At 42.1% G+C, this 22693-nt stretch carries 19 protein-coding genes, 1 tRNA gene and 1 other RNA gene; 17 read left to right on the top strand and 4 right to left on the bottom strand.

Annotated features, from left to right (window positions below):
- Positions 1 to 466 precede the first annotated feature (466 nt).
- The 7 genes from EDD57_RS03745 to secG all read left to right on the top strand — a co-directional run bounded on the left by EDD57_RS03745 (position 467) and on the right by secG (position 7890).
- A complete protein-coding gene (locus EDD57_RS03745; protein WP_131848150.1) occupies positions 467 to 1498 on the top strand; it encodes a sugar-binding transcriptional regulator in 1032 nt (343 codons plus the stop codon).
- A gap of 62 nt (positions 1499 to 1560) precedes the next feature.
- On the top strand, positions 1561 to 2571 hold the full coding sequence (gene gap, locus EDD57_RS03740; protein WP_131848149.1) for a type I glyceraldehyde-3-phosphate dehydrogenase: 1011 nt from the start codon (positions 1561 to 1563) through the stop codon (positions 2569 to 2571).
- A 78-nt stretch (positions 2572 to 2649) separates the two neighbouring features.
- Positions 2650 to 3843, top strand: coding sequence for a phosphoglycerate kinase (locus tag EDD57_RS03735; RefSeq protein ID WP_131848148.1), 1194 nt, complete (start codon positions 2650 to 2652; stop codon positions 3841 to 3843).
- An 8-nt stretch (positions 3844 to 3851) separates the two neighbouring features.
- Positions 3852 to 4622, top strand: coding sequence for a triose-phosphate isomerase (gene tpiA / locus EDD57_RS03730; protein WP_131848147.1), 771 nt, complete (start codon positions 3852 to 3854; stop codon positions 4620 to 4622).
- A complete protein-coding gene (gene gpmI, locus EDD57_RS03725) occupies positions 4619 to 6157 on the top strand; it encodes a 2,3-bisphosphoglycerate-independent phosphoglycerate mutase (protein ID WP_131848146.1) in 1539 nt (512 codons plus the stop codon). The genes tpiA and gpmI overlap by 4 nt, the downstream gene beginning before the upstream one ends.
- A gap of 24 nt (positions 6158 to 6181) precedes the next feature.
- Positions 6182 to 7471, top strand: a complete 1290-nt coding sequence (eno, locus tag EDD57_RS03720; protein WP_131848145.1) for a phosphopyruvate hydratase — start codon at positions 6182 to 6184, stop codon at positions 7469 to 7471.
- 185 nt (positions 7472 to 7656) lie between these two features.
- Positions 7657 to 7890, top strand: a complete 234-nt coding sequence (gene secG / locus EDD57_RS03715; protein WP_131848144.1) for a preprotein translocase subunit SecG — start codon at positions 7657 to 7659, stop codon at positions 7888 to 7890.
- A gap of 61 nt (positions 7891 to 7951) precedes the next feature.
- Here secG and EDD57_RS03710 read toward each other — a convergent pair whose 3' ends face one another.
- Entirely contained in the window at positions 7952 to 8779 is an 828-nt protein-coding gene (locus EDD57_RS03710) for a DUF6612 family protein (RefSeq protein WP_131848143.1), read from the bottom strand.
- A gap of 280 nt (positions 8780 to 9059) precedes the next feature.
- Here EDD57_RS03710 and EDD57_RS03705 point away from each other — a divergent pair, with 280 nt between their 5' ends.
- From EDD57_RS03705 to EDD57_RS03685, 5 genes are all read left to right on the top strand, one after another.
- Complete coding sequence (locus EDD57_RS03705) at positions 9060 to 10088, top strand: serine hydrolase domain-containing protein (RefSeq protein ID WP_165873656.1); 1029 nt, start codon at positions 9060 to 9062, stop codon at positions 10086 to 10088.
- Between the two features lie 169 nt (positions 10089 to 10257).
- Positions 10258 to 12678 (top strand): ribonuclease R, encoded by a 2421-nt coding sequence (gene rnr / locus EDD57_RS03700; RefSeq protein WP_131848141.1) that lies wholly within the window; start codon positions 10258 to 10260, stop codon positions 12676 to 12678.
- A 177-nt stretch (positions 12679 to 12855) separates the two neighbouring features.
- Positions 12856 to 13320, top strand: a complete 465-nt coding sequence (gene smpB / locus EDD57_RS03695; protein ID WP_131848140.1) for an SsrA-binding protein SmpB — start codon at positions 12856 to 12858, stop codon at positions 13318 to 13320.
- Between the two features lie 82 nt (positions 13321 to 13402).
- Positions 13403 to 13766: a transfer-messenger RNA gene (gene ssrA, locus EDD57_RS03690) on the top strand.
- Between the two features lie 109 nt (positions 13767 to 13875).
- Positions 13876 to 13951 (top strand) — tRNA-Thr (locus tag EDD57_RS03685).
- Positions 13952 to 14080: 129 nt separating this feature from the next.
- Here EDD57_RS03685 and EDD57_RS03680 read toward each other — a convergent pair.
- Positions 14081 to 14689, bottom strand: a complete 609-nt coding sequence (locus EDD57_RS03680) for a hypothetical protein (protein ID WP_131848139.1) — start codon at positions 14687 to 14689, stop codon at positions 14081 to 14083.
- 163 nt (positions 14690 to 14852) lie between these two features.
- On the opposite strand from EDD57_RS03680, the gene EDD57_RS03675 reads away from it, so the two are divergent.
- The 4 genes from EDD57_RS03675 to EDD57_RS03660 all read left to right on the top strand — a co-directional run bounded on the left by EDD57_RS03675 (position 14853) and on the right by EDD57_RS03660 (position 17889).
- Positions 14853 to 15275 (top strand): GNAT family N-acetyltransferase, encoded by a 423-nt coding sequence (locus EDD57_RS03675; RefSeq protein ID WP_131848138.1) that lies wholly within the window; start codon positions 14853 to 14855, stop codon positions 15273 to 15275.
- A gap of 63 nt (positions 15276 to 15338) precedes the next feature.
- Positions 15339 to 16100, top strand: coding sequence for an alpha/beta hydrolase (locus EDD57_RS03670; RefSeq protein ID WP_165873655.1), 762 nt, complete (start codon positions 15339 to 15341; stop codon positions 16098 to 16100).
- Positions 16101 to 16195: 95 nt separating this feature from the next.
- Positions 16196 to 16909 (top strand): response regulator transcription factor, encoded by a 714-nt coding sequence (locus EDD57_RS03665; protein WP_131848136.1) that lies wholly within the window; start codon positions 16196 to 16198, stop codon positions 16907 to 16909.
- Complete coding sequence (locus EDD57_RS03660; RefSeq protein ID WP_131848135.1) at positions 16906 to 17889, top strand: sensor histidine kinase; 984 nt, start codon at positions 16906 to 16908, stop codon at positions 17887 to 17889. The genes EDD57_RS03665 and EDD57_RS03660 overlap by 4 nt, the downstream gene beginning before the upstream one ends.
- Before the next feature lie 7 nt (positions 17890 to 17896).
- Here the strand turns inward: EDD57_RS03660 and EDD57_RS03655 are convergent, their stop codons facing one another.
- Both EDD57_RS03655 and EDD57_RS03650 read right to left on the bottom strand, forming a co-directional pair.
- Complete coding sequence (locus EDD57_RS03655) at positions 17897 to 19855, bottom strand: ABC transporter permease (protein ID WP_131848134.1); 1959 nt, start codon at positions 19853 to 19855, stop codon at positions 17897 to 17899.
- Positions 19845 to 20600 carry an ABC transporter ATP-binding protein gene (locus tag EDD57_RS03650; RefSeq protein WP_131848133.1) on the bottom strand — a complete coding sequence of 252 codons (756 nt, stop codon included), beginning with the start codon at positions 20598 to 20600 and terminating at the stop codon, positions 19845 to 19847. The genes EDD57_RS03655 and EDD57_RS03650 overlap by 11 nt, the downstream gene beginning before the upstream one ends.
- Positions 20601 to 20948: 348 nt before the next feature.
- Here EDD57_RS03650 and EDD57_RS03645 point away from each other — a divergent pair, with 348 nt between their 5' ends.
- Entirely contained in the window at positions 20949 to 22574 is a 1626-nt protein-coding gene (locus EDD57_RS03645) for a long-chain fatty acid--CoA ligase (protein WP_207896797.1), read from the top strand.
- The last annotated feature ends 119 nt before the right edge of the window (positions 22575 to 22693 follow it).

The following is a 22693-nucleotide window of genomic DNA, read 5'->3' as shown; positions in this document are numbered from 1 at the left end:
CAAGTCTGTTGATTACGAGAAATTAAGTTCAGAGGGAAGGGAGGGTCTGTTCGATCCTTGCGATGTTAGCGATCCTACCTAGCGTAGCAATCCGTAGTGTAGGGCGCTTTTGGTGCAACATGTCTGAGCGTACTTTGCGAGTTTTGCACCTGCCCTAGCGGAGAATAGCGAAGCGGACAGTTCCCACTTCTCTGCTTGGATCGGTATTTGAGCAGGTATCGACCAGACTCTCCTGCTCTCGATCACCCAATAGCTAATCAACAAACCTGCTATTATAAATCCACAAAATATCTACCGCAGGCCCTATCCCAACTGTAACCGCTTGCAAAAAAAGAAACAAAAAAACCCTTTGCATTCAACAGACTTTCCGTTAAAATGAAGGAGAAAAGCTTGGATCTATTTTTTTGCTCTATGTGGGACTTAATTTGTATTACAGGGACATAATAAGTCCCTTGGAGGAAAAAATATGCGAACCCTTTTAACTCTTCAAAGTCAGTTATGTCCCGATTTACTTTCCATCATGCATAAGAGATATACGGTTCTAAGACGAATCTATTATCTTCAGCCCGTTGGAAGGCGTTCCCTTACCTCATCCCTTCAGATGACCGAACGAATTCTCCGCTCAGAAGTTGATTTTTTACGTGAGCAAGGATTGGTGAATATCGCTCAAGCAGGGATGACACTAACAGAGCAAGGGTTGGAGGTTTTGCAGAAACTCCAGCCATTTATCGAAGAGTATCTGGGCTACTCACAGCTTTCCGGGGAACTAAAGGAGCGACTCAATATCCAAGAAGTTTGGATTGTTCCAGGGGACTCAGAACATGATGAGTGGGCCAAGAAAGAATTGGCACGGGCTGGAGCTCAATTGATTAAATCCTGGGTCCGAGAGGATCAAGTGGTAGCAGTAGCAGGTGGATCAACCATGCAAGCTGTTGCTGAATCGATGAGTCCTACTCCAACGTTCAAACGGACTACCTTTGTACCAGCACGTGGAGGAGTAGGCGATGCAGTGGAACACGAAGCGAATTACATCGCTTCCCGCATGGCGAAAAACTCAGGTGGTCGCTATCGAATGTTACACGTTCCAGACCAAATTAGTGAAGAGGCATACCAGCTATTAACGCAGGAAACACAGATTTCAGATGTGCTTCACATGATTCAAGAAGCCAGCGTGTTGGTTTATAGTATTGGGGATGCAAAAACGATGGCAGGCCGGAGAAAATATGGCCGTGAGTTTATGCAACTACTTGAAGAGAAACAAGCAGTTGGAGAAAGCTTCGGATATTATTTCGATCGAAACGGAACGATTGTCCATCGTACTAAGACAGCAGGATTACGTCTTCGCGATCTTCCGAAAGTGGGTCGTAAGATTGCTGTAGCAGGTGGAGCTAGTAAAGCGGAAGCGATCGCAGCGATTTGTTCTGTATTTCCGCAGGACACACTGGTTACAGACGAAGCTGCGGCACGCAAAATTTTATCGCAAAATCACCCGCTATGAAATAAATAAGACAAAACTTACCGGGTCATACTACACAATAGGAAACATAGGAGGAAACTCAAATGGCAAAAACAAAAATAGGTATTAACGGCTTTGGACGTATTGGACGTAACGTATTCCGTGCGATGTTGAATCATTCGGAACTAGAAGTAGTCGCAGTAAACGATTTAACCGATTCTAAAACACTTGCTCATCTTTTGAAATATGACTCTGTTCATGGAAAATTAGATGCAAAAGTAGAAGCGAACGAAGGTAGTATCGTGGTGAACGGCCGCGAAATCAAAGTACTAGCAGAGCGTGACCCTGCGGAGTTAAAATGGGCAGACTACGGTGTGGATATCGTAGTTGAGTCGACAGGCCGCTTTACCAAACGTGAAGACGCTGCGAAACATATGGTAGGTGGAGCGAAGAAAGTAATCATTTCTGCTCCAGCAAATAACGAAGATATCACTGTTGTAATGGGTGTGAACCACGAAAGTTATGACCCAACCAAACATGATGTGATTTCCAACGCTTCCTGTACCACCAACTGTTTAGCACCATTTGCAAAAGTGCTACATGATACATTTGGGATCCGTCGTGGTTTGATGACAACCGTTCATTCCTACACCAACGACCAACAAATTCTCGATTTGCCACATAAAGACTTACGCCGTGCGCGTGCAGCAGCTGAAAACATTATCCCTACTTCTACAGGTGCGGCTAAGGCTGTTTCCTTGGTACTTCCAGAGCTTGCTGGGAAACTAAACGGTTTCTCCATGCGTGTTCCAACACCAAATGTATCCGTTGTGGATTTAGTAGCAGAGCTAGATAAGTCTGTAACAATTGAAGAAGTAAACGAAGTATTAAAAAATGCAGCAGATAATGAGCTAAGCGGAATCCTAGCATTCTCGGACGAGCCTCTCGTATCTTCTGACTATAACGGTAATCCTCATTCCTCGATCGTAGATGGCCTTTCTACTATGGTTTTAGAAGGAAACATGGTAAAAGTCGTTTCTTGGTATGACAATGAGTGGGGCTACTCGAGCCGCGTTGTTGACTTGGCTGTATATATTGCCAAACGTGGGATCTAAGAATTAGAATGAATGAGTAGGAAATTTGGAAAGAGGAGAATAATTCTCCTCTTTCTTCTTAAATAAGGAGGGGCATCCTTGAACAAAAAATCAATCAAAGATGTTGATGTTCATGGAAAGCGAGTGTTTTGTCGGGTAGACTTTAATGTTCCGATGGAGCAAGGTAAGATTACAGATGATACGCGAATTCGAGCAGCAGTACCTACGATTCAGTACCTGATAGATCAAGGGGCTAAGCTGATCCTAGCAAGCCACTTGGGACGACCAAAGGGAAAAGTAGTAGAAGAGATGCGTTTAACGGCTGTGGCTGAGCGTTTAAGCCAACTGCTAGAGAAAGAAGTGACGAAGACAAATGAAGTGATTGGTCCAGAAGTCATACAAAAAGTAGCTGGATTACATAATGGTGACGTTCTCCTCTTGGAAAACGTTCGTTTTGATGCGCGCGAAGAAAAAAATGATGCTGAACTATCTCGTCAATTTGCCGCTTTAGCGGATTTATTTGTAAATGATGCATTTGGCACCTCTCATCGTGCTCATGCTTCTACTGCGGGAATTGCGGATTATATCCCAGCAGTGGCAGGGTTCTTATTACAAAAAGAGTTAGAGATTTTAGGCAGTGCTCTCCAGACTCCTAAACGGCCCTTTACCGCTATTGTGGGTGGAGCCAAGGTTAAAGATAAAATCGGTGTGATCGAAAATTTATTGACCAAAGTGGATAACTTAATCATTGGCGGAGGGCTTGCGTATACCTTCATCAAAGCAAAAGGTCTTGAAATAGGAAAGTCTCTTTTAGAAGAAGATAAGATTGAATTGGCTGCTTCATATCTACGGCAAGCAGAGGAAGCAGGAGTCCGCATCTATTTGCCTGTCGATGTTGTGGTAGTCGATGAATTTTCTCCGCATCCACCTATTGTGAAGATAGTGGATATTGACCAAATTCCAGCTGATTTAGAGGCACTTGATATTGGTCCGAAAACACGTGAGTTATATGCCGATGTTATTCGTTCTTCTCAGCTTGTCATCTGGAATGGCCCGATGGGTGTATTTGAATTTGATCAGTTTGCACTAGGGACGAATACCGTTGCCAAGGCGCTCGCAGATTCTGAAGCATTATCCATCGTTGGCGGTGGGGATTCCGCAGCTGCGATTGAGAAGGCAGGACTTGCGGACGAAGTAGATCATATTTCCACAGGTGGTGGGGCCTCTCTAGAATTATTAGAAGGAAAAATACTACCTGGTGTAGCAGTGTTAAATGATAAAGAAGTTAGGTGATGACGCTCATGCGCACTCCAATCATAGCAGGAAATTGGAAAATGTATAAAACGGCAAGCGAAGCCATTCAATTTATAGAAACTATCCAATCCAATCATCTTCCACAAGATGTAGAAGCGGTAATTTGTGCGCCGTTTCTCACTCTACCTACTTTGCAAGACAAACTAGCGGGTAGTTCGATTGGACTTGGAGCACAAAATGCCCATTGGGAAAAAGAAGGGGCATATACAGGAGAAGTAAGTGTTCATATGCTTCAAGACCTCGGAGTTGGCTATGTGATCTTGGGTCACTCCGAACGTCGTACCTACTTTGCGGAAACGTGTGAACAAGTGAACAAGAAAACGATAGCGTCCCTAAACGCGGGAATCACTCCGATTGTTTGTGTAGGTGAAACCATTCAAGAACGTGAGAGTGGTCGTACTTTTGACGTGGTTGCTTCTCAAGTGAAGAAAGCGTTAAAAGGAATCGATGCGAGCGAATTGAATAAAGTGGTTCTCGCTTATGAGCCTGTGTGGGCTATCGGAACAGGTCGTGCTTCCTCAGCAAATGATGCGGAAGAAGTGATCGCTTATATCCGCCAAACGTTGACACATGAGTTTGGTAGAGAGATCGCTGAGAAAGTAAGGATTCAGTATGGCGGTAGCGTGAAGCCTGAAAATATTGCTACTTATATGGCAGAGCCCAATATTGATGGAGCGCTTGTTGGTGGTGCTGCATTAAGTCCAGAATCATTTGCAGGACTTGTGAAGGCTGCGAGTGGGGAAGGTGACCTAGCATGAGCCATCCCAAACCAGCGTTATTATGTATCTTAGACGGATTTGGCTTACGTTCTTCGGAGCATGGCAATGCAGTGGCTCAGGCAAAGAAACCTAATTTTGATCGCTATTGGGATCAATATCCGCATACTACTCTAGGAGCAAGCGGCTTGTCCGTAGGGCTTCCTGATGGGCAGATGGGGAATTCGGAAGTAGGGCATTTAAACATCGGGGCAGGTCGTGTTGTGTATCAGGAGCTTACCCGTGTAACGAAGTCTATTTCCGAAGGAGGCTTTTTTGAAAACGAAACTTTCTTAGGAGCGATTCGTCACGTAAAAGAGCATAATACTCGCCTTCATTTGTACGGATTATTATCAGATGGCGGCGTTCATAGTCACATTGAGCACTTGTTTGCCTTGCTCGAACTAGCGGCTAAAGAACAAGTGAAAGAAGTTTATATTCACGCGTTTTTGGACGGTCGGGATGTGGCACCTGATAGCGCTGTGTCCTATATCAAGCGCCTAGAAGATAAAATCAAAGAGCTGGGTGTCGGGCAAATTGCGACTGTGCAAGGTCGTTATTATGCGATGGATCGTGATAAACGTTGGGAGCGTACGGAGAAATCGTATCGTGCGATGGTATACGGCGAGGGGCCTTCCTATACTGACCCGATTAAAGCGGTTGAGGAATCCTATCATAAGTCGGTCTATGATGAGTTTGTGATGCCAACTGTGATTGTAGATGAGGATCAAAAGCCAGTCGGTACGATCAAAGACCACGATTCCGTTATCTTTTACAACTTCCGTCCTGATCGTGCGATTCAGATCTCACTCGCTTTCACCAATACTGACTTTCGTGGATTTGATCGGGGAGAGCGTGCTCCGAAAGATCTCTACTATGTGTGTCTCACTCATTTTAGCGAGACAGTAGGCGGCTATGTGGCGTATAAGTCTACGAACTTAGATAACACGTATGGTGAAGTGATTTCGCAACAAGGTCTGCGTCAGCTTCGAATTGCGGAGACAGAGAAATTCCCACACGTTACGTTCTTCTTTAGCGGTGGACGGGAAGAGCCGTACCCAGGCGAGGATCGTATCCTGATCAAATCTCCTAACGTAGCTACTTATGATTTAAAGCCTGAGATGAGTGCTTACGAACTGACGGATTCCTTGCTCGAAGCGATCAACAAAGATGTCTACGATACGATCATCTTAAACTTTGCCAATCCCGATATGGTTGGGCATTCCGGCAAGCTAGAGCCAACGATTAAAGCGGTAGAAGCGGTTGATGAGTGTCTAGGTAAAATTGTGGACCTCGTTATCGCGAAAGGCGGCGTAGCCATCATCACAGCGGACCACGGCAATGCCGACATGGTCATTGATGATAACGAAAGGCCATTTACCGCTCATACCACCAACCCAGTTCCTTGTATTATTACGAAAGAGGGAGTAACCCTACGTGAGGATGGAATCTTGGCCGATCTTACTCCAACCCTTTTGGATCTATTACAAGTATCGAAACCAACAGAGATGACGGGTACGTCTCTCGTTCAAAAATAAGGAATACCAGAGGAGAATGAAACTATGACGATCATTATGGATGTATACGCTCGCGAAGTTCTCGATTCTAGAGGAAATCCCACCGTAGAAGTGGAAGTAACACTCGAAAGTGGCGCAGTAGGTCGTGCGATTGTTCCATCTGGCGCATCGACTGGTGCTCACGAAGCAGTAGAACTTCGTGATGGTGATAAAAGCCGCTACCTCGGTAAAGGTGTTAAGAAAGCAGTAGAAAACGTGAATACAGTCATCGCAGAAGCGGTCGAGGGCATGGACGCATTGGAGCAAGTGGAGATTGATCAGCTCATGATTCAACTAGATGGTATGCATAATAAAGGTAAATTAGGCGCTAACGCTATCTTAGGTGTATCCATGGCAGTAGCTCGTGCAGCAGCAGAAGCACTTAGTGTTCCACTCTACACCTATCTAGGTGGGTTTAATGCGAAAGCACTTCCTGTTCCGATGATGAACATCTTAAACGGAGGAGCTCACGCGGATAACAACGTGGATATTCAAGAGTTTATGGTAATGCCAGTAGGAGCTCCAACCTTTACCGAAGCGGTTCGCATGGGTTCTGAAATTTTCCATAGCCTGAAATCAGTATTAAAATCAAAAGGGCTAAATACAGCAGTAGGCGACGAAGGTGGATTTGCACCAAACCTTTCCTCTAACGAAGAAGCTCTTAGCACCATCGTTGAAGCGATTGGACATGCTGGTTACAAAGTAGGCGAGGAAATTAAGCTTGCTCTTGACGTTGCCTCCACAGAGATCTATAAAGATGGTAAATACCACTTTGAAGCAGAAGGTGTTTCCCGTACTTCCGCTGAGATGGTAGACTACTACGAAGAATTGATCTCTAAATATCCGATTATCTCCATTGAAGACGGCCTTGCTGAAGACGATTGGGATGGTTGGAAATTGCTTACCGAGCGACTAGGTAGCAAAGTTCAATTAGTTGGCGACGACCTCTTCGTAACCAACACAGAACGTCTGCATGAAGGGATCACGAAAGGGATCGGGAACTCCATCCTTGTAAAAGTGAACCAAATCGGTACACTTACGGAAACATTTGATGCTATTGAGATGGCAAAACGTGCTGGTTATACAGCGGTTATCTCCCATCGTTCTGGAGAATCCGAAGATACCACGATTGCTGACATCGCCGTGGCAACCGGTGCTGGACAAATCAAAACAGGTGCTCCATCCCGTACCGATCGTGTAGCGAAGTACAATCAATTAATCCGTATCGAAGATGAACTAGGTTACACCTCTCAATATCCAGGATTGACTGCTTTTTATAACTTACGTAACAAGTAAGGAACGAATGGAAGGAAAAAGCAATGTATGGAGATAGTCCTATGCATTGCTTTTTTTTCGTCTACTCCTACATTTCCATCAGGTTCCTTCTCTACTAAGCACGATCCTTCTTTTCCTTCATTGATCACGATTCTACTCTATGATAAAGTAGGGTTAGATAGTTATGCGCAAGGGAGGTCAACATTATGGCACTTGCTGCAAAAGTATTCCTTGCAGTTATTAGCGTCTTACTGATCGTAGTCGTCTTGCTTCAGTCCAGCAAAAGCCCAGGTCTCTCTGGTGTAATCGGTGGCGGTGCTGAACAAGTAATGGGGAAAGCAAAAGCACGTGGTATCGATGCCTTGCTAAACAAACTGACAGCCGTCTTCGCAACATTGTTTATGATCATGGCAATCGTAGTTGCTTTCTTTCTAAAATAGTAAAAAAAGAACAAGGCATAATGGCTTTGTTCTTTTTTTATATTCATTAAAATTTCCTTCTTTACTCGCTAACTTGTTTTGCCTTTTTCACTACATCAGCTGGAATCGTAATTGTTCCATTGAACGGTGCAAACTGATTTTGTTTAACAGTTGCTTTTACAGAAGTAGGTTTTGTCTTGCTATCAGTTGAAAGTTCCAGCGAACCCTCTAGAGATGTTTGAGCAAACGTTTTGTCATCAAATGTGAAAGTTAGGGTGTAGCTTTTAAGTTTGATTCCTTTAAATGCGGCCCTCATTTGAGAGTCAGCATCTTGAGTAAAGCTACTTGTTAACTCTTTCTCCAGTGCCGAGCGATTCTTTGCTTTTGAGATATCGAATACAATTTTATATTGGTTCCCTTCGTGTGAAGAAGATACTGCCTCTTTCATCGACTTGAACGATTGAAGAGAAGTATCCATATTGGAAAATGGATCTGCTTTCTTAGCTGATTTTGTTTTGGTCCATGTTTTCTTTTTATCCTGATAAGAATAGGTCAAGCCATCTTTTTCATAGGATTCTACTTTCTCGCTTGATCCAAGTGTTTTTGAAGTCCCTACTTGGTGTTTGATTTTTGGATTTACAGCTTCTTCAACTATCGAATTCTCTTCAAATTGGACTTGTGTACCTGCAATTGACAAAGCTCCTTTAACCATTAGCTGATAAGTGTGGGCCTTTTTATTTGCTTCAATTTTGGCCATAAGCTCATCGGTAGTAAGTTCTTCTTTTTTCGTTTCAACAGTAGCTTGGGTATCCTTCGCTTTCTCAGGTTTTGCTGCTTCTTTGGGTTGACACCCAATCAGCAATGTTGTGGTTAACATAAGTATAGAAGTAGAACGAATCAACGTTTTCATGTTATGTACTCTCCTTTGATAATTTTTCATCCGTTTCCGGAAGGCATCGAAAGATGCAACAACTATATATTAACTTTTCTGCTTATTTTAAACCATACTTTTTAGAAAAAATAATCGTAAAATTATTACAATTACTTAAAACAAGATATCTAATTTAATTGAGCAGTTGTTATATGTAGAATGAATTGTTGTTATTATATTCAAAATTAGTTCAATGTTTATCTAAATTAGAATATAATACAAGAAAATACGGTAAACTAATTACATGAGGGGGATTAAGATGGAAAGACTTGCTACCTATTTCCGAGAGAAAAGGACTAATTTCTCTGGAACGGTTTTGATTGCAAAGAAAGGGAAAGTTGTTTTTCATGAAGCCTTTGGTAAATCTGATTTTGATACAGAGATTCAGAATACCCTTGTTACTCGTTTTCCAATTTCATCGCTTACGGAAACGTTCACTTCTCTGGCGATTTTTCAATTAATGGAGCAAAAAAAGCTATGTTTATCTGACTCTTTGGATAAATTTTTCTCCCGTTCTCCTTTAGATGGAGTAACCATTCAACATTTACTTAACCATACCTCTGGAATCGTAGATGATCAAAATGGTTCGGATGAAACCTCAGATAGAGGGTGCCGGAAACCGGATGAAATCTGGGGACAGTTTCAAGATCGAAATCTGTCTTTTATACCAGGAAGCAAGTTTTCCTACAATGATACCAATACTTTTTTGTTAGCAACGATTTTAGAAAAGGTAACCGGTAGGCCTTATCGCGATTATGTAAGAGAAAAGATATTTGCCCCGGCGGGTATGGGGAGTTCGGGATTTGAGGGTGAGCATTTGTCGCTATTAGCTCAAGGACATATAAAAGGAAAAAAGCAGAACTTGCGGAATGCTAACAAGGGATATGGTTGTGGAGATATCGTTTCTACAGCGATGGATCTGTATCAATTTTTGCAATGCTACAAGAGATGTGAGCTTCTAAATCGTGATAGCAAAAACAGAATGGAGACGGTTTCGTTCCGGCGTAAAAAGTGGTTGGATGTATCGCTGATTGCGAGCGGATGGTTTTATCAATTTATCCATGGGATGAGTATTGGATATTCAGGGGCTCATCCATCTGGCTTCATTTCAAGATGGGAATTAAATATGAATCATGACACGGAGATCATTATTTTAAGCAACAATGTGGTTCCATATAATTGGTTTGATTCCAAATGGAATGGAGCTGAATTAATCGCAGCGGAACTAGGTGAAATTTTATTTGAAAACCGGTTATCGCCATTTCAGAAACTGCTGATTCGAAATTGATTAACTTAGGTTGGAAAGGAAAAAATTGTGATATGCTAGGTTCTGAGGATTGATTTAAGTAGCTTTATCGAAAAACGGGTATTCTACTCATGTATGATTATCAATTTAGCCTCTGAAATGTATCCCATAGGTTGGATAAAAGGAAGTAGCTTTGAAAGGAGCTAAAAGTTTGGTCACAGCAAAACAAGTAATAGAGATGTTGAAAAATCCGCTCTATAAACCAATTGGTTCAGAGGAATTAATGCGCAAACTTCAGGTGTCAGGAGAGGACAAAGCAGAGTTCGTCTCCATACTAAACCGGTTGGAGACGGAAGGTGAGATTGTCCAGACGCGAGGAGGAAAATTTGGTCTCCCCAAACATTACAACATGGTTGTAGGGAAGTTGCAAGGAAGTGCAAAAGGATTTGGATTTGTGCTTCCAAAATCAGAAGAGATCAATGATATCTACATCCATGGAAGTGATATGAATGGTGCGATTGATGGCGATACCGTATTAGTTCGGCTAAATAAGCCTCGCAAAGGGGATCGTCGTCCAGAAGGTATTATTATCGATGTTTTGAAACGTGGGCGGGAAAAAATTGTAGGACGCTTTAAGGCCTCGTCTCCTTTGTTTGGAGTTGTCTTACCCGAAGAATCAAGGCTGAATGTAGACATCTTTGTTCCATCCGAAAAGCAGTTAGATGCTCAGGATGGCCAGATCGTCGTAGTACGGATTGTTCCTAACACTTCGGATAAATTTACGATTGAAGGGGAGATTGTAGAGATCTTGGGAGATAAAGATGCTCCTGGGATTGATATTCTGTCCATTATTCGTAAGCATGGTTTGCCAGAGCAGTTTCCGGAAGCAGTGGAGCAAGAAGCAGAAGGCGTTCCAGATCAGATCAGTGAAGAAGAAATCAAACATCGTCGTGATTTGCGAGAGCGTGTCATGGTAACGATCGATGGAGAAGATGCGAAGGATTTGGACGATGCAGTCTCGGTAGAGCGCCTTCCAAACGGTAATGTTCGCTTAGGAGTCCATATTGCCGATGTGAGCTATTATGTTAGAGAAGGAAGCGCACTAGATCGAGAAGCGTATGAACGCGGGTGTAGTGTTTATCTGGTAGATCGTGTCATTCCGATGCTTCCTAAGCGTTTATCCAACGGGATTTGCAGTTTGAACCCGAAAGTAGATCGGCTTACGATGACATGTGATATGGAGATTAACTCGGAAGGTCAGGTTGTGAATCATGATATTTATGCCTCTGTTATCTGTACGAATGAACGGATGACATATGGAGACGTAAAGAAAATTGTGATTGATGAAGACGCAGAATTGATCGCGAAATATCAGCATCTAGTAGAAGATTTCCGTTTGATGGCGAGCCTAGCAGATACATTGCGGAAGAAACGAATGAACCGTGGAGCGATTGATTTTAACTTTTCGGAAGCGAAGATTTTGGTGGATGAACACGGAAAGCCAACTGATATTGTTAAACGACCACGTACAGCGGCTGAGCAATTGATCGAGGAATTCATGCTAGCAGCCAACGAGACAGTAGCGGAACACTTTTATCGGCTAGATGTCCCGTTTGTTTATCGGATTCACGAAAATCCGGATCCGGAAAAGCTAATGTCATTCTACGAGTTAGTAAATAATTTTGGTTATAACGTCAAAGGGAAAGCGGATAAAGTAAAGCCGAGAGCTCTGCAAAGCTTATTAGGTAGAGTGGAAGGTAGTCCTGAAGAGATGGTGATCAGTACGATTTTGCTACGTTCGATGAAGCAAGCGAAATACTCTACTGAATCCGTTGGACACTTCGGCTTAGCGGCAACATTTTACTCTCACTTCACCTCGCCAATCCGCCGATATCCCGATTTACTCATTCATCGCGTCATTCGTGAAGTATTGGAGAATGGACATATCTCACTGGAGAGAATGGAGCATCTACAAGCCTATTTAACAGATGCGGCTGAGCAGTCATCCATTCGTGAGCGAGTAGCGGTTGATGCAGAACGTGAGACGAATGCGCTGAAGATGGCAGAGTATATGAAGTCACATGTGGGAGAAGAGTTTGAAGGTGTAATTAGCAGTATCACGAATTTCGGGATTTTTGTAGAGCTGCCCAATACCGTGGAAGGCTTGATTCATGTTAGTAATCTAACGGATGATTATTACAACTTCCATGAACGGGCGTATCTCTTGATTGGTGAACGTACGAAGCATATATTCCGAATGGGAGATCCGATCAAAATTCGGGTAAGTGGAGCTAGTTTAGAGGAACGAAAAGTGGACTTTGAATTAGTGGAGCACATCACCCAACATGAATTGGATGAGAGCTTCTTCCATCGAGAGAAGTCAAAAGCGAGAAGATCGAAGCCGGGCGAAAAAGATCGTGGTGGAGATCGCCGTCGTGGTAAAAGCCAAGGAAAACGGAGACCAAAATCTTCCGATCCAAAATCATCAACTGGCAATAGAGGCTCAAAGGGTAAGCGTTCTGAAAAAAGAAGCTCTAGTTCTAAAAAAGGTCGAATTAGTACTACGAGTCCAGATCAATCATTTGCATCTAAAGGACCGAAGCAGGACACTCGTAGAAAGAGAAATCGATAAAAACTTTATAAGAGCGGGGATTCCCCACCCCTGCTCTTGGGTTTCGATTCTCAAAGAGCGGGTATATTTTAATGTGGAGTAATCTTTTTTAAAAATAATGCTAACTTTCTCATTTGACGTTAGAAGTAGAAATCTGGTAAAATGTTAAATGGATATTTTTCTGTAGGTGGTGGTACAATGAGCTCCAAAGGGACAAAAGTGATTGCCCGCAATAAAAAAGCAACACATGATTACCATATTGAAGAGACTTTTGAAGCTGGCATTGTGCTCACTGGTACAGAGATCAAGTCGATTCGCCAAGGCCGCGTCAATCTGCAAGATGCCTATGCTCGTGTGGATAGAGGAGAAGTATGGATCGTTGGAATGCATATTAGCCCGTTTGAGCAAGGGAATCGCTTTAATGTGGATCCAACACGTACACGGAAGCTACTATTGCACAAGAAAGAGATCAGTAAATTGATTGGACAAACGAAGATGAAAGGTCTTACCTTGATTCCGCTTAACGTCCATCTGCGTAGTGGTTTTGCCAAAGTCGATTTAGGATTAGCACGTGGTAAGAAGCTGTACGACAAGCGTCATACCGCCGCTAAGCGCGATGCACAGCGTGAGATTCAACGTCGTTTAAAAGAACAAAATCAGTAGGTATCATTTGGTATTGAGTAGACGTATTCTTACATGTTAAGATGAAACTTGTTAGAATATCATCTCTAAACCCTTCTATTATGGGGGCGTTTATGGGATTCGACGGGGATTGTTCGAGCATAAGTAGCGAGTCGAGGGGCTGCGTTTCTCGTTAATCACGCGGACGCCAATTATAACTGGCAAACAAAACAATTTTGCTCTAGCTGCTTAATTGCAGCTAGGATCCACTGCTCCATCGCCTATGTGGCGTAGATGGGTCTCATAACTTAGTAGGCTAGCGTTTTAGACGGCTACTGTCTAAAAGGCGAAGCATTAGTAGCTAGTCATTTGGGAGGCCTGTCGTTGGGCAGTTCAAATGATGAAACAACCCAATACGACGACTGCACTCGGAGAAGCTTATGTGGCGAGGTCTTCGGACAGCGGTTCAACTCCGCTCGCCTCCACCAACTTTATGTAAGACAAGTAAATGGCTCTGCTACCAAACAGAGCCATTTTTTATATTGACAGGACAAGATACCGCTTACTATAATGATGATGTTGTCAAAAATTCCATACGCTGATGTGGCACAGTCGGTAGCGCACTTCACTCGTAATGAAGGGGTCGCAGGTTCGAATCCTGTCATCAGCACCAAGATAGAAATCCTGTATGTGTTGATGTTACAGGATTTTTTCGTTGTGTTTAAAGTAATAGGAAACTTGCTTACTAATAATTAGATTGTATTTGTTGTCCAGTTGTTGCCCTTAAATGAATAAGCTACATTTAGGTACAAACAGGAGGAAGAACGACTCTGCCTGGGCGGTTGGAGAATTGGTTGATGACGATCCATTCGTCGAGTGATGGGTCGTAGATATTTTGAAGGCCGAAATGGAGTACTTGTACAAATTGAGTGGAGTCTGATTGATCTACATAGATGTCGGCCGACGATACTGGGAGACGGGGATAGAATCCGGAGGGAAGCTCTGGTATGACTACAGTAGCTCGAAAATGATGGACATGCCTGTTTGTTTTCCCTAATAAGATCTCTGGTCCTACATACTGTGACGTGGCAAAGAAGGCGTTTAGGTCTCTTAAACTAAATCGTAAGAGAGGGGCGCAACTCTCCAGCGGTGGTAAGAATTCTGGTTGAAGTCCGGGCCACTTATATGTGTAGGTATAGAGATGATGGTTGTAGATGAGGTTTGTGAAGTGAATACGATGATTTTCGCTCCCAGCAATCATCTGGACATTGCCATTGTTTGCGTGCCATGTAAAAGGCACATTGATGTTTAGATCGGGAACAATATAGCGACCTCTCCATCGAAAGTTTCGGCGTAGACGGGGTGGAGAAGGAGGACATGGCTGAGGCCTAGCACAGTCATTTAATTGCATGTTTTCCCTCCCTATGGATTATGCAGACAGTAAATGATGTACAGTTATAGTGTTGTGTAATATTTATATGCTAGATTTAAAGTTGTGACTGGGTTTACTTGGTTTGTGGCAGTGTTTTTAACTTTATAACCAATTATTTACGAAAGAAAGTGAGAGTGAGAGTTTGAACATTAGAGAAGCAAATAAGGCTGACTTCCCTGAATTAAGGCACTTATATCTAGAATCCCGTTGCAAAAGCTTCTATTGGGCGAATGTGGAACAGATGACTTTAGAGGATTTTGACCAACATACTTTAGAAGAACATATTATTGTAGCAGAAGAGAATCAGAGCATTCTTGGATTTGCTTCATTGTATTTACCAGATAACTTTATCCATAATCTATTTGTCCACCCCGAGTTCTCCGGAAAAGGGGTCGGTACTAAGTTGCTTAAGGCTTCTATAGAAAAAATGACACAACCGATACGATTAAAATGTGTATCGAAAAATCTTAAAGCAATGAAGTTCTATCAAGATCATGGTTGGAGAAAAGTGGTGGAAGAAGGTAATTTGGAAGAGAAGTACTGGGTAATGGTGTATGAGGTTTAAAGGAAAAATTTTTGTGTTATCCTAATGATAAAGGTTTACGGGAAATGGAGGAAGATAACAACGATGGAAACGATTCAGCGTTCTCCAGAGCCATTTTATTATCCAGGTGGAAAAACGGGCATTCTACTTATACATGGATTTACAGGTTCTGCATCAGAAATGCGACCAATGGGTCAATATTTCCAGGAGTTAGGGTATTCTGTGTGTGCTCCCCTTTTAAAAGGGCATGGAACAACTCCAGAGGATTTACAAAAGTCGGATCGACATGACTGGTTTCAAGATGTTCTAAATGCGTACGATCATTTAAAGCAATCAGGCGTAGAGAAGATATATGTTGCTGGCCTATCTATGGGCGGAGTATTGGCTTTAAAATTAGCCATGAATCGCTCACTTGCTGGAGTGATTACGATGTGTTCGCCTATCTGGATACAAGACAAGCGGACGAAATATGTAGAGATCGTTCATTTTTTTGCTCCGAACTTATACCATACATCACAGAAGAGAAGCAAGCGAAGCGCACAAATTCAAAATGCGATGGTTCCGTTTAATCGAACACCATTAGGTAGCATTGCCCAGCTTCTAAAGCTGATCCGAGAAGTAAGGCGTAAGCTTCATGAAGTGAAGATACCTGCTTACGTTGTTCAATCTACAAACGATGAGACTGTTCGGCCTGAGAGCGCGGACTATATTTATGCACATATAAAATCCGAAGATAAAACGTTATCTTGGTTTGAGAAATCTTGTCATATTATTACGCTGGATCGAGAGCGAAAAGCTTTATTCCATGAGGTTGAGGATTTCATCAAACGAACTGAAAAGGAATAAGGGGCATTTTTATCAGAAGAAATTCTTTAGGACGAGTAAAGGATTTTTTTGTTTATAAACGATAAACGTATATTGTGGGAGGGAGAGATCGGCAGTTGTATAAGATCCTTATCGTAGAAGACGATCAGAAAATTGCTCAACTTTTATCCAATCACTTGCTTAAATTTGGTTATGAACCGATTTTAGTAGATGACTTTGACCAGATAGATGATCTATTTCTAAAGCACTCTCCGCATGTTGTTTTACTGGATATTAATCTTCCTAAGTATGATGGCTATTATTGGTGCAAAAAGATTCGACAGCTTTCTTCATGCCCGATTATCTTTGTTTCGGCACGGATTGGGGAGATGGATCAGGTGATGGCGATTGAATATGGAGCGGATGACTTTATTACGAAGCCTTTTTCCTATGATATCGTCATGGCCAAGATTAAGAGTCAAGTTCGCCGTAGCTACGGTGAATTCTCTGTGACCCCATCTTCGGATAAGGAGCGAGAAATTCGTTTTCACGGATTAATTTTGTATCCAGAACGGCTTGAGTTACATTTTCGTGATCAGAAATTGTTCCTAGTGAAGAAAGAGATGGATATGTTAGATCTTCTCATAAGTGTGTATCCTCGCTCTGTGAAAAGGAATAAACTGCTTGAGCATGTGTGGGATGAACAAATATTTATTGGTGAAAACACATTAAATGTATACATAGCAAGGCTACGTAAGAAGCTACAAGAATTAGAGATCGATCATGCGATCGAGACGGTAAAGGGAGTTGGCTATCGAATCCATGTTACGTGGGAGGAAGACGTTGAATGAGGTTGTTTTTTAAGGTATACAGCCCTTTTATCCTGATCTATGTGATTCAGTTTTTGCTCTTATACTATACGCTTCGGTATTTAGATGAAGTGACGATCACAGGAAACGTCCTTTATATATTTTTGGTGAGCTTATTTCCATTTGCTATGTTTCTGCTTGTGCGCTTGGGGATGGAGAGATCGTTTTATCAGAGGTTAGAGAAGGAGTGGGAGCAAGGGGATGAGTTCTTAGGGATTCAGAACCGAACTCCCCTTACAGATGAGGTGAAAAAAACATTTTCCAAACAGCACCGTCTTCTTCGCCTAGCCTCGCAAGAGGAACTTAAGAAGAAGCAGGAACATATCGATTTTATCTATCACTGGGTACACCAATTAAAAACGCCATTATCGGCATTGAAGCTAACTGTCCAAGCAGAAGAAGGCTTGGACAGCGCTGATGATATGCAAGAGGAGATTGATCGGATCGAGCATAGTTTAAATATGGTTTTATATCTATCGCGCATCAAGTCATTCCTGAATGATTTTTATGTGGAACAAGTTTCTTTAAATCAAATTGCAACGGAAACGATCAATGAAATGAAACGCCTCTTTATTCGAAAGGAAATTTTTCCTGTGATCGAAGCAGAGGGAGAGTTTACGGTTCCGACAGATCGCAAATGGTTGAAGTTTGTTCTCTTTCAATTGTTGACCAATGCGATTCGCTATACGTCGGGTGAGAATAAAAGGATTAAGATTCGAATGGGGCAAAGGGGAAGGGAAGTTTATTTATCTGTAACAGATCAGGGGGTGGGGATTGCTCCTGAGGACATTCCCCGCGTATTTGACTTATATTTTACTGGTAAAAACGGACGTGTATTTGGTGAATCGACGGGTATTGGACTATTTCTTGTGAAAAAGATTTGTGATGAATTAACACATGAAGTACACATTCATTCGGAGTTAAACCAAGGGACACAGGTAACGATTGTATTCCAGCAATAAAGCAAAGTCAGCTTTTCCCTTGATCCAAGTAGTGAAAGATTGTACGAATGTACTTAGATCGAATCCATATGAAATAGAGAATTTGGATCACGCCGAAGATGATAATGACCTGAAGAATTTTATCAAATGGTGCCGATTCTGCGTTTTCATGGTTCCAGAGAATGAGAACCATGTAAGTATGGATAGAAGCGATTGCAAAAGGAGAAAAGAAGAAAATAGCTAATTGGCCGGTGATAATCCGCTTGATTTCTCTCCTTTTGAGCCCAATTTTGGTTAAGTTGTGATACTTCTCCCTCTCTCCTTGGATGTCTGCGAATAAGCGGAAGTAGAGGAAGCTGATCGCCGCGATGAAGAAGACCATACTAATAAAGGAACCAAGAAAGAAATAGGTTTTATTGTGTATTAAATCGGATTGAAAATAATTCGCTGCCGTGTGTACTTGCCTAGGTCCTTCATTATAATTAAATCGTTCTGTGATTTGTGCACTAAAGTCTCCCAGACGAGTCCAATTTGGAATTTGATACTCCACAAAGGTGTATGTTGGATAGTTTGTTTTCACTTGATGATACAATGAATCGCTAATTACATAGTAAATTAGTGCTCCAAAATTTAAAAAGGGTTTATACGTTACTTCGATTACATTTATCTTCCTGCCCCCTAGTACCATCTCTTGATACTCAATCTCATCAAGGGGATCCATCTTCGTTCCATAACCTTTCCATACCAGCACAAGAGAATTATTTCCCTCTAGAGAAATCGTTTCCCTACCTAGAAAACGAGCCAGTTGATTAAAATGGGAGTTAGATATAAGCGCTATGGCAGGCCTTTGTCCTGTATGATCTTCGATTTTGCTCAGAGCGAGTACAGGAATCTGGACTTTCTTATATTCATATCCATTCTTTTTTAGATACGTATCAATATAATTTATATTTTCTTTAAGCTGTTTGTCTTGAGGATACGATACATAGGAGATAGGGCCGACGAAGTCTTTTATGATCCCTTCTGCTGTATACAGGTAGCTTGTGTATAAACTAGCTGTAATCGCGATCGAAATCGTGATTAGCAGTGTAGAGATAAACAAGTTTCGGGCATTTTGTTTGGCTTGATGGGCTAGGCTGGAGATCCAGAGTAAGTTCGTTCTATGAAAATAAAAGCGCAGATTTCGTTTTAATAATGTAACACCTAAAGTGCTGGCGTGAGAGAATATGAGGTACGTAATAATGGTAAGTATGATAAATACAGCGAGGATGTTGTCGTACTCTAAGTATGTCACCATTTTTGCAAGTAATAGGTCATCTAGTCCATCTGGATTTCGGAGGGCATTGAGTAATAACCCATATAGGAACAAAATGATGCCTATACCACATACTGCTTTTAGGAGAGGCGCTTTCGGTTGACGATTCTGTTTTCGGCTTTTTGTTAATAAGAAGTAGATATTTTGGGAGCGAACAAAAAAAGGCGATAGGATTGACACCAACATAAATAAACTGATGAACGCGATAAAGGTGAGCACGATTGGAAAAGCAGATAAACTGAATCCCAAAGGGAACTGAAAGATCATGGATATGACGAAAAAGAAGTACTTCGAAAAGAGTAGCCCTAGTAGAATTCCAGAGATAATCGAAATGAGACCAATCAGGATATTTTCGAAAAACATGAGTTTGATGAACTGTCTATCTGTAATGCCCAGCAGACGAAGTACACCAAATTCTCCCCACCGTCTATGGAGAAACGTTCCTAATGAGTACAGAATAAATACTAACGAACATCCATATTGATAAGGTAGGATAGCCGTTAATATGACGGTTAAGTGTCCTGAATCTTTTGATAGATTCATATCGGGATGAAAATAAGCGACTGAAAAGATAAAAAAGACCATCACGGAAATGGTACTTGCCATAAAAAAAGCCAAATAGGAGGAGAGATTTCGTTGTACATTGCGCAGGGCAAACTGTTTAAAAGTCATATCTGGCTCCTCCTAGTAATGAAAGTACATTTAAAATTTCTTGGTAAAACGCTTGTTGATTTGCGCCACGGTACATTTCGTTATAAATGCGCCCATCTTTAATAAAGATGACTCGGTGACAATGGCTAGCTACGATCGGATCATGCGTAACCATTAAAATCGTTACACCGAAATCTTGATTCATCTGCTCTAGGACGTTTAATACATCGTGAGATGCACGGGAATCTAGATTTCCTGTAGGCTCATCTGCTAGTAACAGGGAAGGGCGATGAATAATGGCACGTGCGATGGCTACCCGTTGGGCCTGGCCACCTGAAATCTCATACGGAAATCGTTCGAGGATCTCAGTTAATCCTAATTGCATGGCTATTTTCTGTAACGCTTGATTCATAGTAGAGAATCGGGTTCCTTCCAGTGCTAGGGGTAGAAGGATATTTTCGCGTATCGTGAGTGAGTCCATCAAGTTAAAATCTTGGAATACGAATCCTAAATTGGACCGGCGAAATTGGGCTAACGAATCCTCTGATAGACGGTGAAGGTCTTGATTTAACAAGAAAACTTGTCCAGAAGTCGGGAAATCGTTGGTGGAGATCACATTAAGCAAGGTTGACTTTCCGCTCCCAGAGGGACCCATCACACCTATGAATTCGCCACTTTTCACAGTAAAGTCCATATCGTCGAGGGCTTGATAGGAGACGGTTCCTTCGTAAATTTTGCATACTTTTTTCAGTTCTAGTATATTCATGCTCGTCCCCTACTCTCCTTGTGAACCTGTGTCTATCTTATTTTTTCTCATTTTCTTCTATTTTTACACTGGAACACAAAATATAGATACACTGTAAGGGATTCAGGAGCTCATTTCTATCGAAATCGATAACAGATCGATTACACATTTGTAAGCTTGTCATTCAAATACGCGTTGCAAAGAGGAATTTTTATTTAAAGAATAGAATTAATACTATTGCATGAGTATCAAATCAGGAATGAATTAGAAATACATTTTTGTACGAATTCTATGGGTATTTTCTCATATGACATTAATTTTCCGATTAAACTGACTTTTAACAACCAATCAAAGGAGCAGATGCACATGATGATGAATGTTCCACTTACAATACCTATGATGTTTGAACATGCAGAGCGTTATTTCTCTAAGAAGGTAGTAATTTCTCGAACTGCTGGAGGGGTTCATCGCTTTACGTATGGAGAAATTGCACAAAGAACACGTCGTCTTGCTCATGCATTAGAAAAGTTAGGAGTTCAAAAAGGGGAGCGGGTGGGGACGCTCGCTTGGAATCATCATCGCCATCTGGAGGCATACTTTGCGATTCCCAGCATGGGAGCTGTTTTGCATACCATTAATATTCGGCTGTCTCCTCAGCAGATTGCTTATATCATTAATCATGCGGAAGATAAAGTCCTCTTGATTGATCCAGATATTCTCCCCCTTGTGGAGGCGATTGCACCCTATCTTTCTACTGTAAAAGCGTTTGTGCTCATGTCTAATACGGATCTCCCGGATTCTCCCTTAAAGCCACTCTATTCCTATGAGACCCTTCTAGCCGAATCGGACCCTGCTTTTTCGTTTCCGTCTATAGAAGACGAGAATCAAGCGGCGGGCATGTGCTATACATCTGCTACCACAGGAAATCCCAAAGGTGTGGTTTATACCCATCGTAGTATCGTCCTTCATGCGATGGCCCTTGGTTTGGCAGATAGTACAGCCGTTTCGGAAAGGGATACGGTTTTAACCGTCGTACCGATGTTCCATGTAAATGCGTGGGGCTTACCATTTGCATGTGTATGGTTTGGGAGTACTCAAGTCTTGCCGGGGCCTTATTTCACTCCTCAATTACTGGCTGAATTTATGGAAACGGAGCAGGTTACCGTCACAGGTGGTGTCCCGACCATCTGGTTAGGGTTACTAAAGGAATTGGAGCAGAAGGTGTATGACCTCTCTAGCTTGCGTGGTTTGTTATGCGGTGGCTCAGCTGCCCCACTTGCGATGGTACGAGCCTTTGAAGAAAAGTGGAAAGTTCCTTTTTATCATGCGTATGGTATGACTGAGACAAGCCCTCTGGTATCATTTGCGAGGTTAAAAAGCTATCAAGATGGTTCTGAGGAAGATCGCATCCAATCATTGACGAGACAAGGGTATATGGTACAGGGAACCGAGATGAAAGTAGTGGGAGCAGAGGGTGAAGTAAAATGGGATGACAAAGAGATGGGGGAGTTGTTACTTCGCGGCCCGTGGATTGCAAGCGAATATTATCGTGATGAACGAAGCGATGACACGTTTAAAGACGGATGGCTTCACACTGGTGATGTTGTAACCGTTGATGAGGAAGGTTCTATCAAAATAGTGGATCGAACGAAAGATTTAATTAAGAGTGGTGGGGAGTGGATTTCATCCGTTGATTTAGAGAATACGCTTATGACACATGAGGCAGTATTTGAAGCTTGTGTGGTGGGGATTCCCCATGAAAAATGGGAAGAACGTCCATTAGCATGTATCGTCTTAAAGGATTTGTACAAGGGGCAAAATCTCAAATTAGAGATTCTCGAATTTTTACACACTCAGTTTGCTAAGTGGTGGATTCCAGACGATATCGTGTTTGTAGATGAGATTCCTAAATCAGGAGTAGGAAAGTTCCTCAAGCGAGAGCTTCGTGAGCAGTGGCAGGATTACTATGTAGGGAGCACAACTGTTATTGATTAATGTGAAAAGACATGGCAGAGACATTGAAGTGAACCCAAAAAGTTAGACACAAAAGTTTAAATAACCTGCAGGGTATGTGTTCGGTATTGAACTGGACTCATACCTTTTAGTTTTATCTT

Source organism: Baia soyae (genome assembly GCF_004341445.1).
Taxonomy (GTDB): domain Bacteria; phylum Bacillota; class Bacilli; order Thermoactinomycetales; family Thermoactinomycetaceae; genus Baia; species Baia soyae.
Note: the sequence above shows the minus strand (reverse complement) of the source record. Positions and strands in the feature narration are given on the sequence as shown.

What these genes read in the sequence shown, in the direction of transcription:
- EDD57_RS03745 (WP_131848150.1), top strand. Translation starts at nt 467, where the DNA reads ATGCGAACCCTTTTAACTCTTCAAAGTCAGTTATGTCCCGATTTACTT.
- gap (WP_131848149.1), top strand. Translation starts at nt 1,561, where the DNA reads ATGGCAAAAACAAAAATAGGTATTAACGGCTTTGGACGTATTGGACGT.
- tpiA (WP_131848147.1), top strand. Translation starts at nt 3,852, where the DNA reads ATGCGCACTCCAATCATAGCAGGAAATTGGAAAATGTATAAAACGGCA.
- gpmI (WP_131848146.1), top strand. Translation starts at nt 4,619, where the DNA reads ATGAGCCATCCCAAACCAGCGTTATTATGTATCTTAGACGGATTTGGC.
- eno (WP_131848145.1), top strand. Translation starts at nt 6,182, where the DNA reads ATGACGATCATTATGGATGTATACGCTCGCGAAGTTCTCGATTCTAGA.
- secG (WP_131848144.1), top strand. Translation starts at nt 7,657, where the DNA reads ATGGCACTTGCTGCAAAAGTATTCCTTGCAGTTATTAGCGTCTTACTG.
- EDD57_RS03710 (WP_131848143.1), bottom strand. Translation starts at nt 8,779, where the DNA reads ATGAAAACGTTGATTCGTTCTACTTCTATACTTATGTTAACCACAACA.
- EDD57_RS03705 (WP_165873656.1), top strand. Translation starts at nt 9,060, where the DNA reads ATGGAAAGACTTGCTACCTATTTCCGAGAGAAAAGGACTAATTTCTCT.
- smpB (WP_131848140.1), top strand. Translation starts at nt 12,856, where the DNA reads ATGAGCTCCAAAGGGACAAAAGTGATTGCCCGCAATAAAAAAGCAACA.
- EDD57_RS03680 (WP_131848139.1), bottom strand. Translation starts at nt 14,689, where the DNA reads ATGCAATTAAATGACTGTGCTAGGCCTCAGCCATGTCCTCCTTCTCCA.
- EDD57_RS03670 (WP_165873655.1), top strand. Translation starts at nt 15,339, where the DNA reads ATGGAAACGATTCAGCGTTCTCCAGAGCCATTTTATTATCCAGGTGGA.
- EDD57_RS03660 (WP_131848135.1), top strand. Translation starts at nt 16,906, where the DNA reads ATGAGGTTGTTTTTTAAGGTATACAGCCCTTTTATCCTGATCTATGTG.
- EDD57_RS03655 (WP_131848134.1), bottom strand. Translation starts at nt 19,855, where the DNA reads ATGACTTTTAAACAGTTTGCCCTGCGCAATGTACAACGAAATCTCTCC.
- EDD57_RS03650 (WP_131848133.1), bottom strand. Translation starts at nt 20,600, where the DNA reads ATGAATATACTAGAACTGAAAAAAGTATGCAAAATTTACGAAGGAACC.
- EDD57_RS03645 (WP_207896797.1), top strand. Translation starts at nt 20,949, where the DNA reads ATGATGAATGTTCCACTTACAATACCTATGATGTTTGAACATGCAGAG.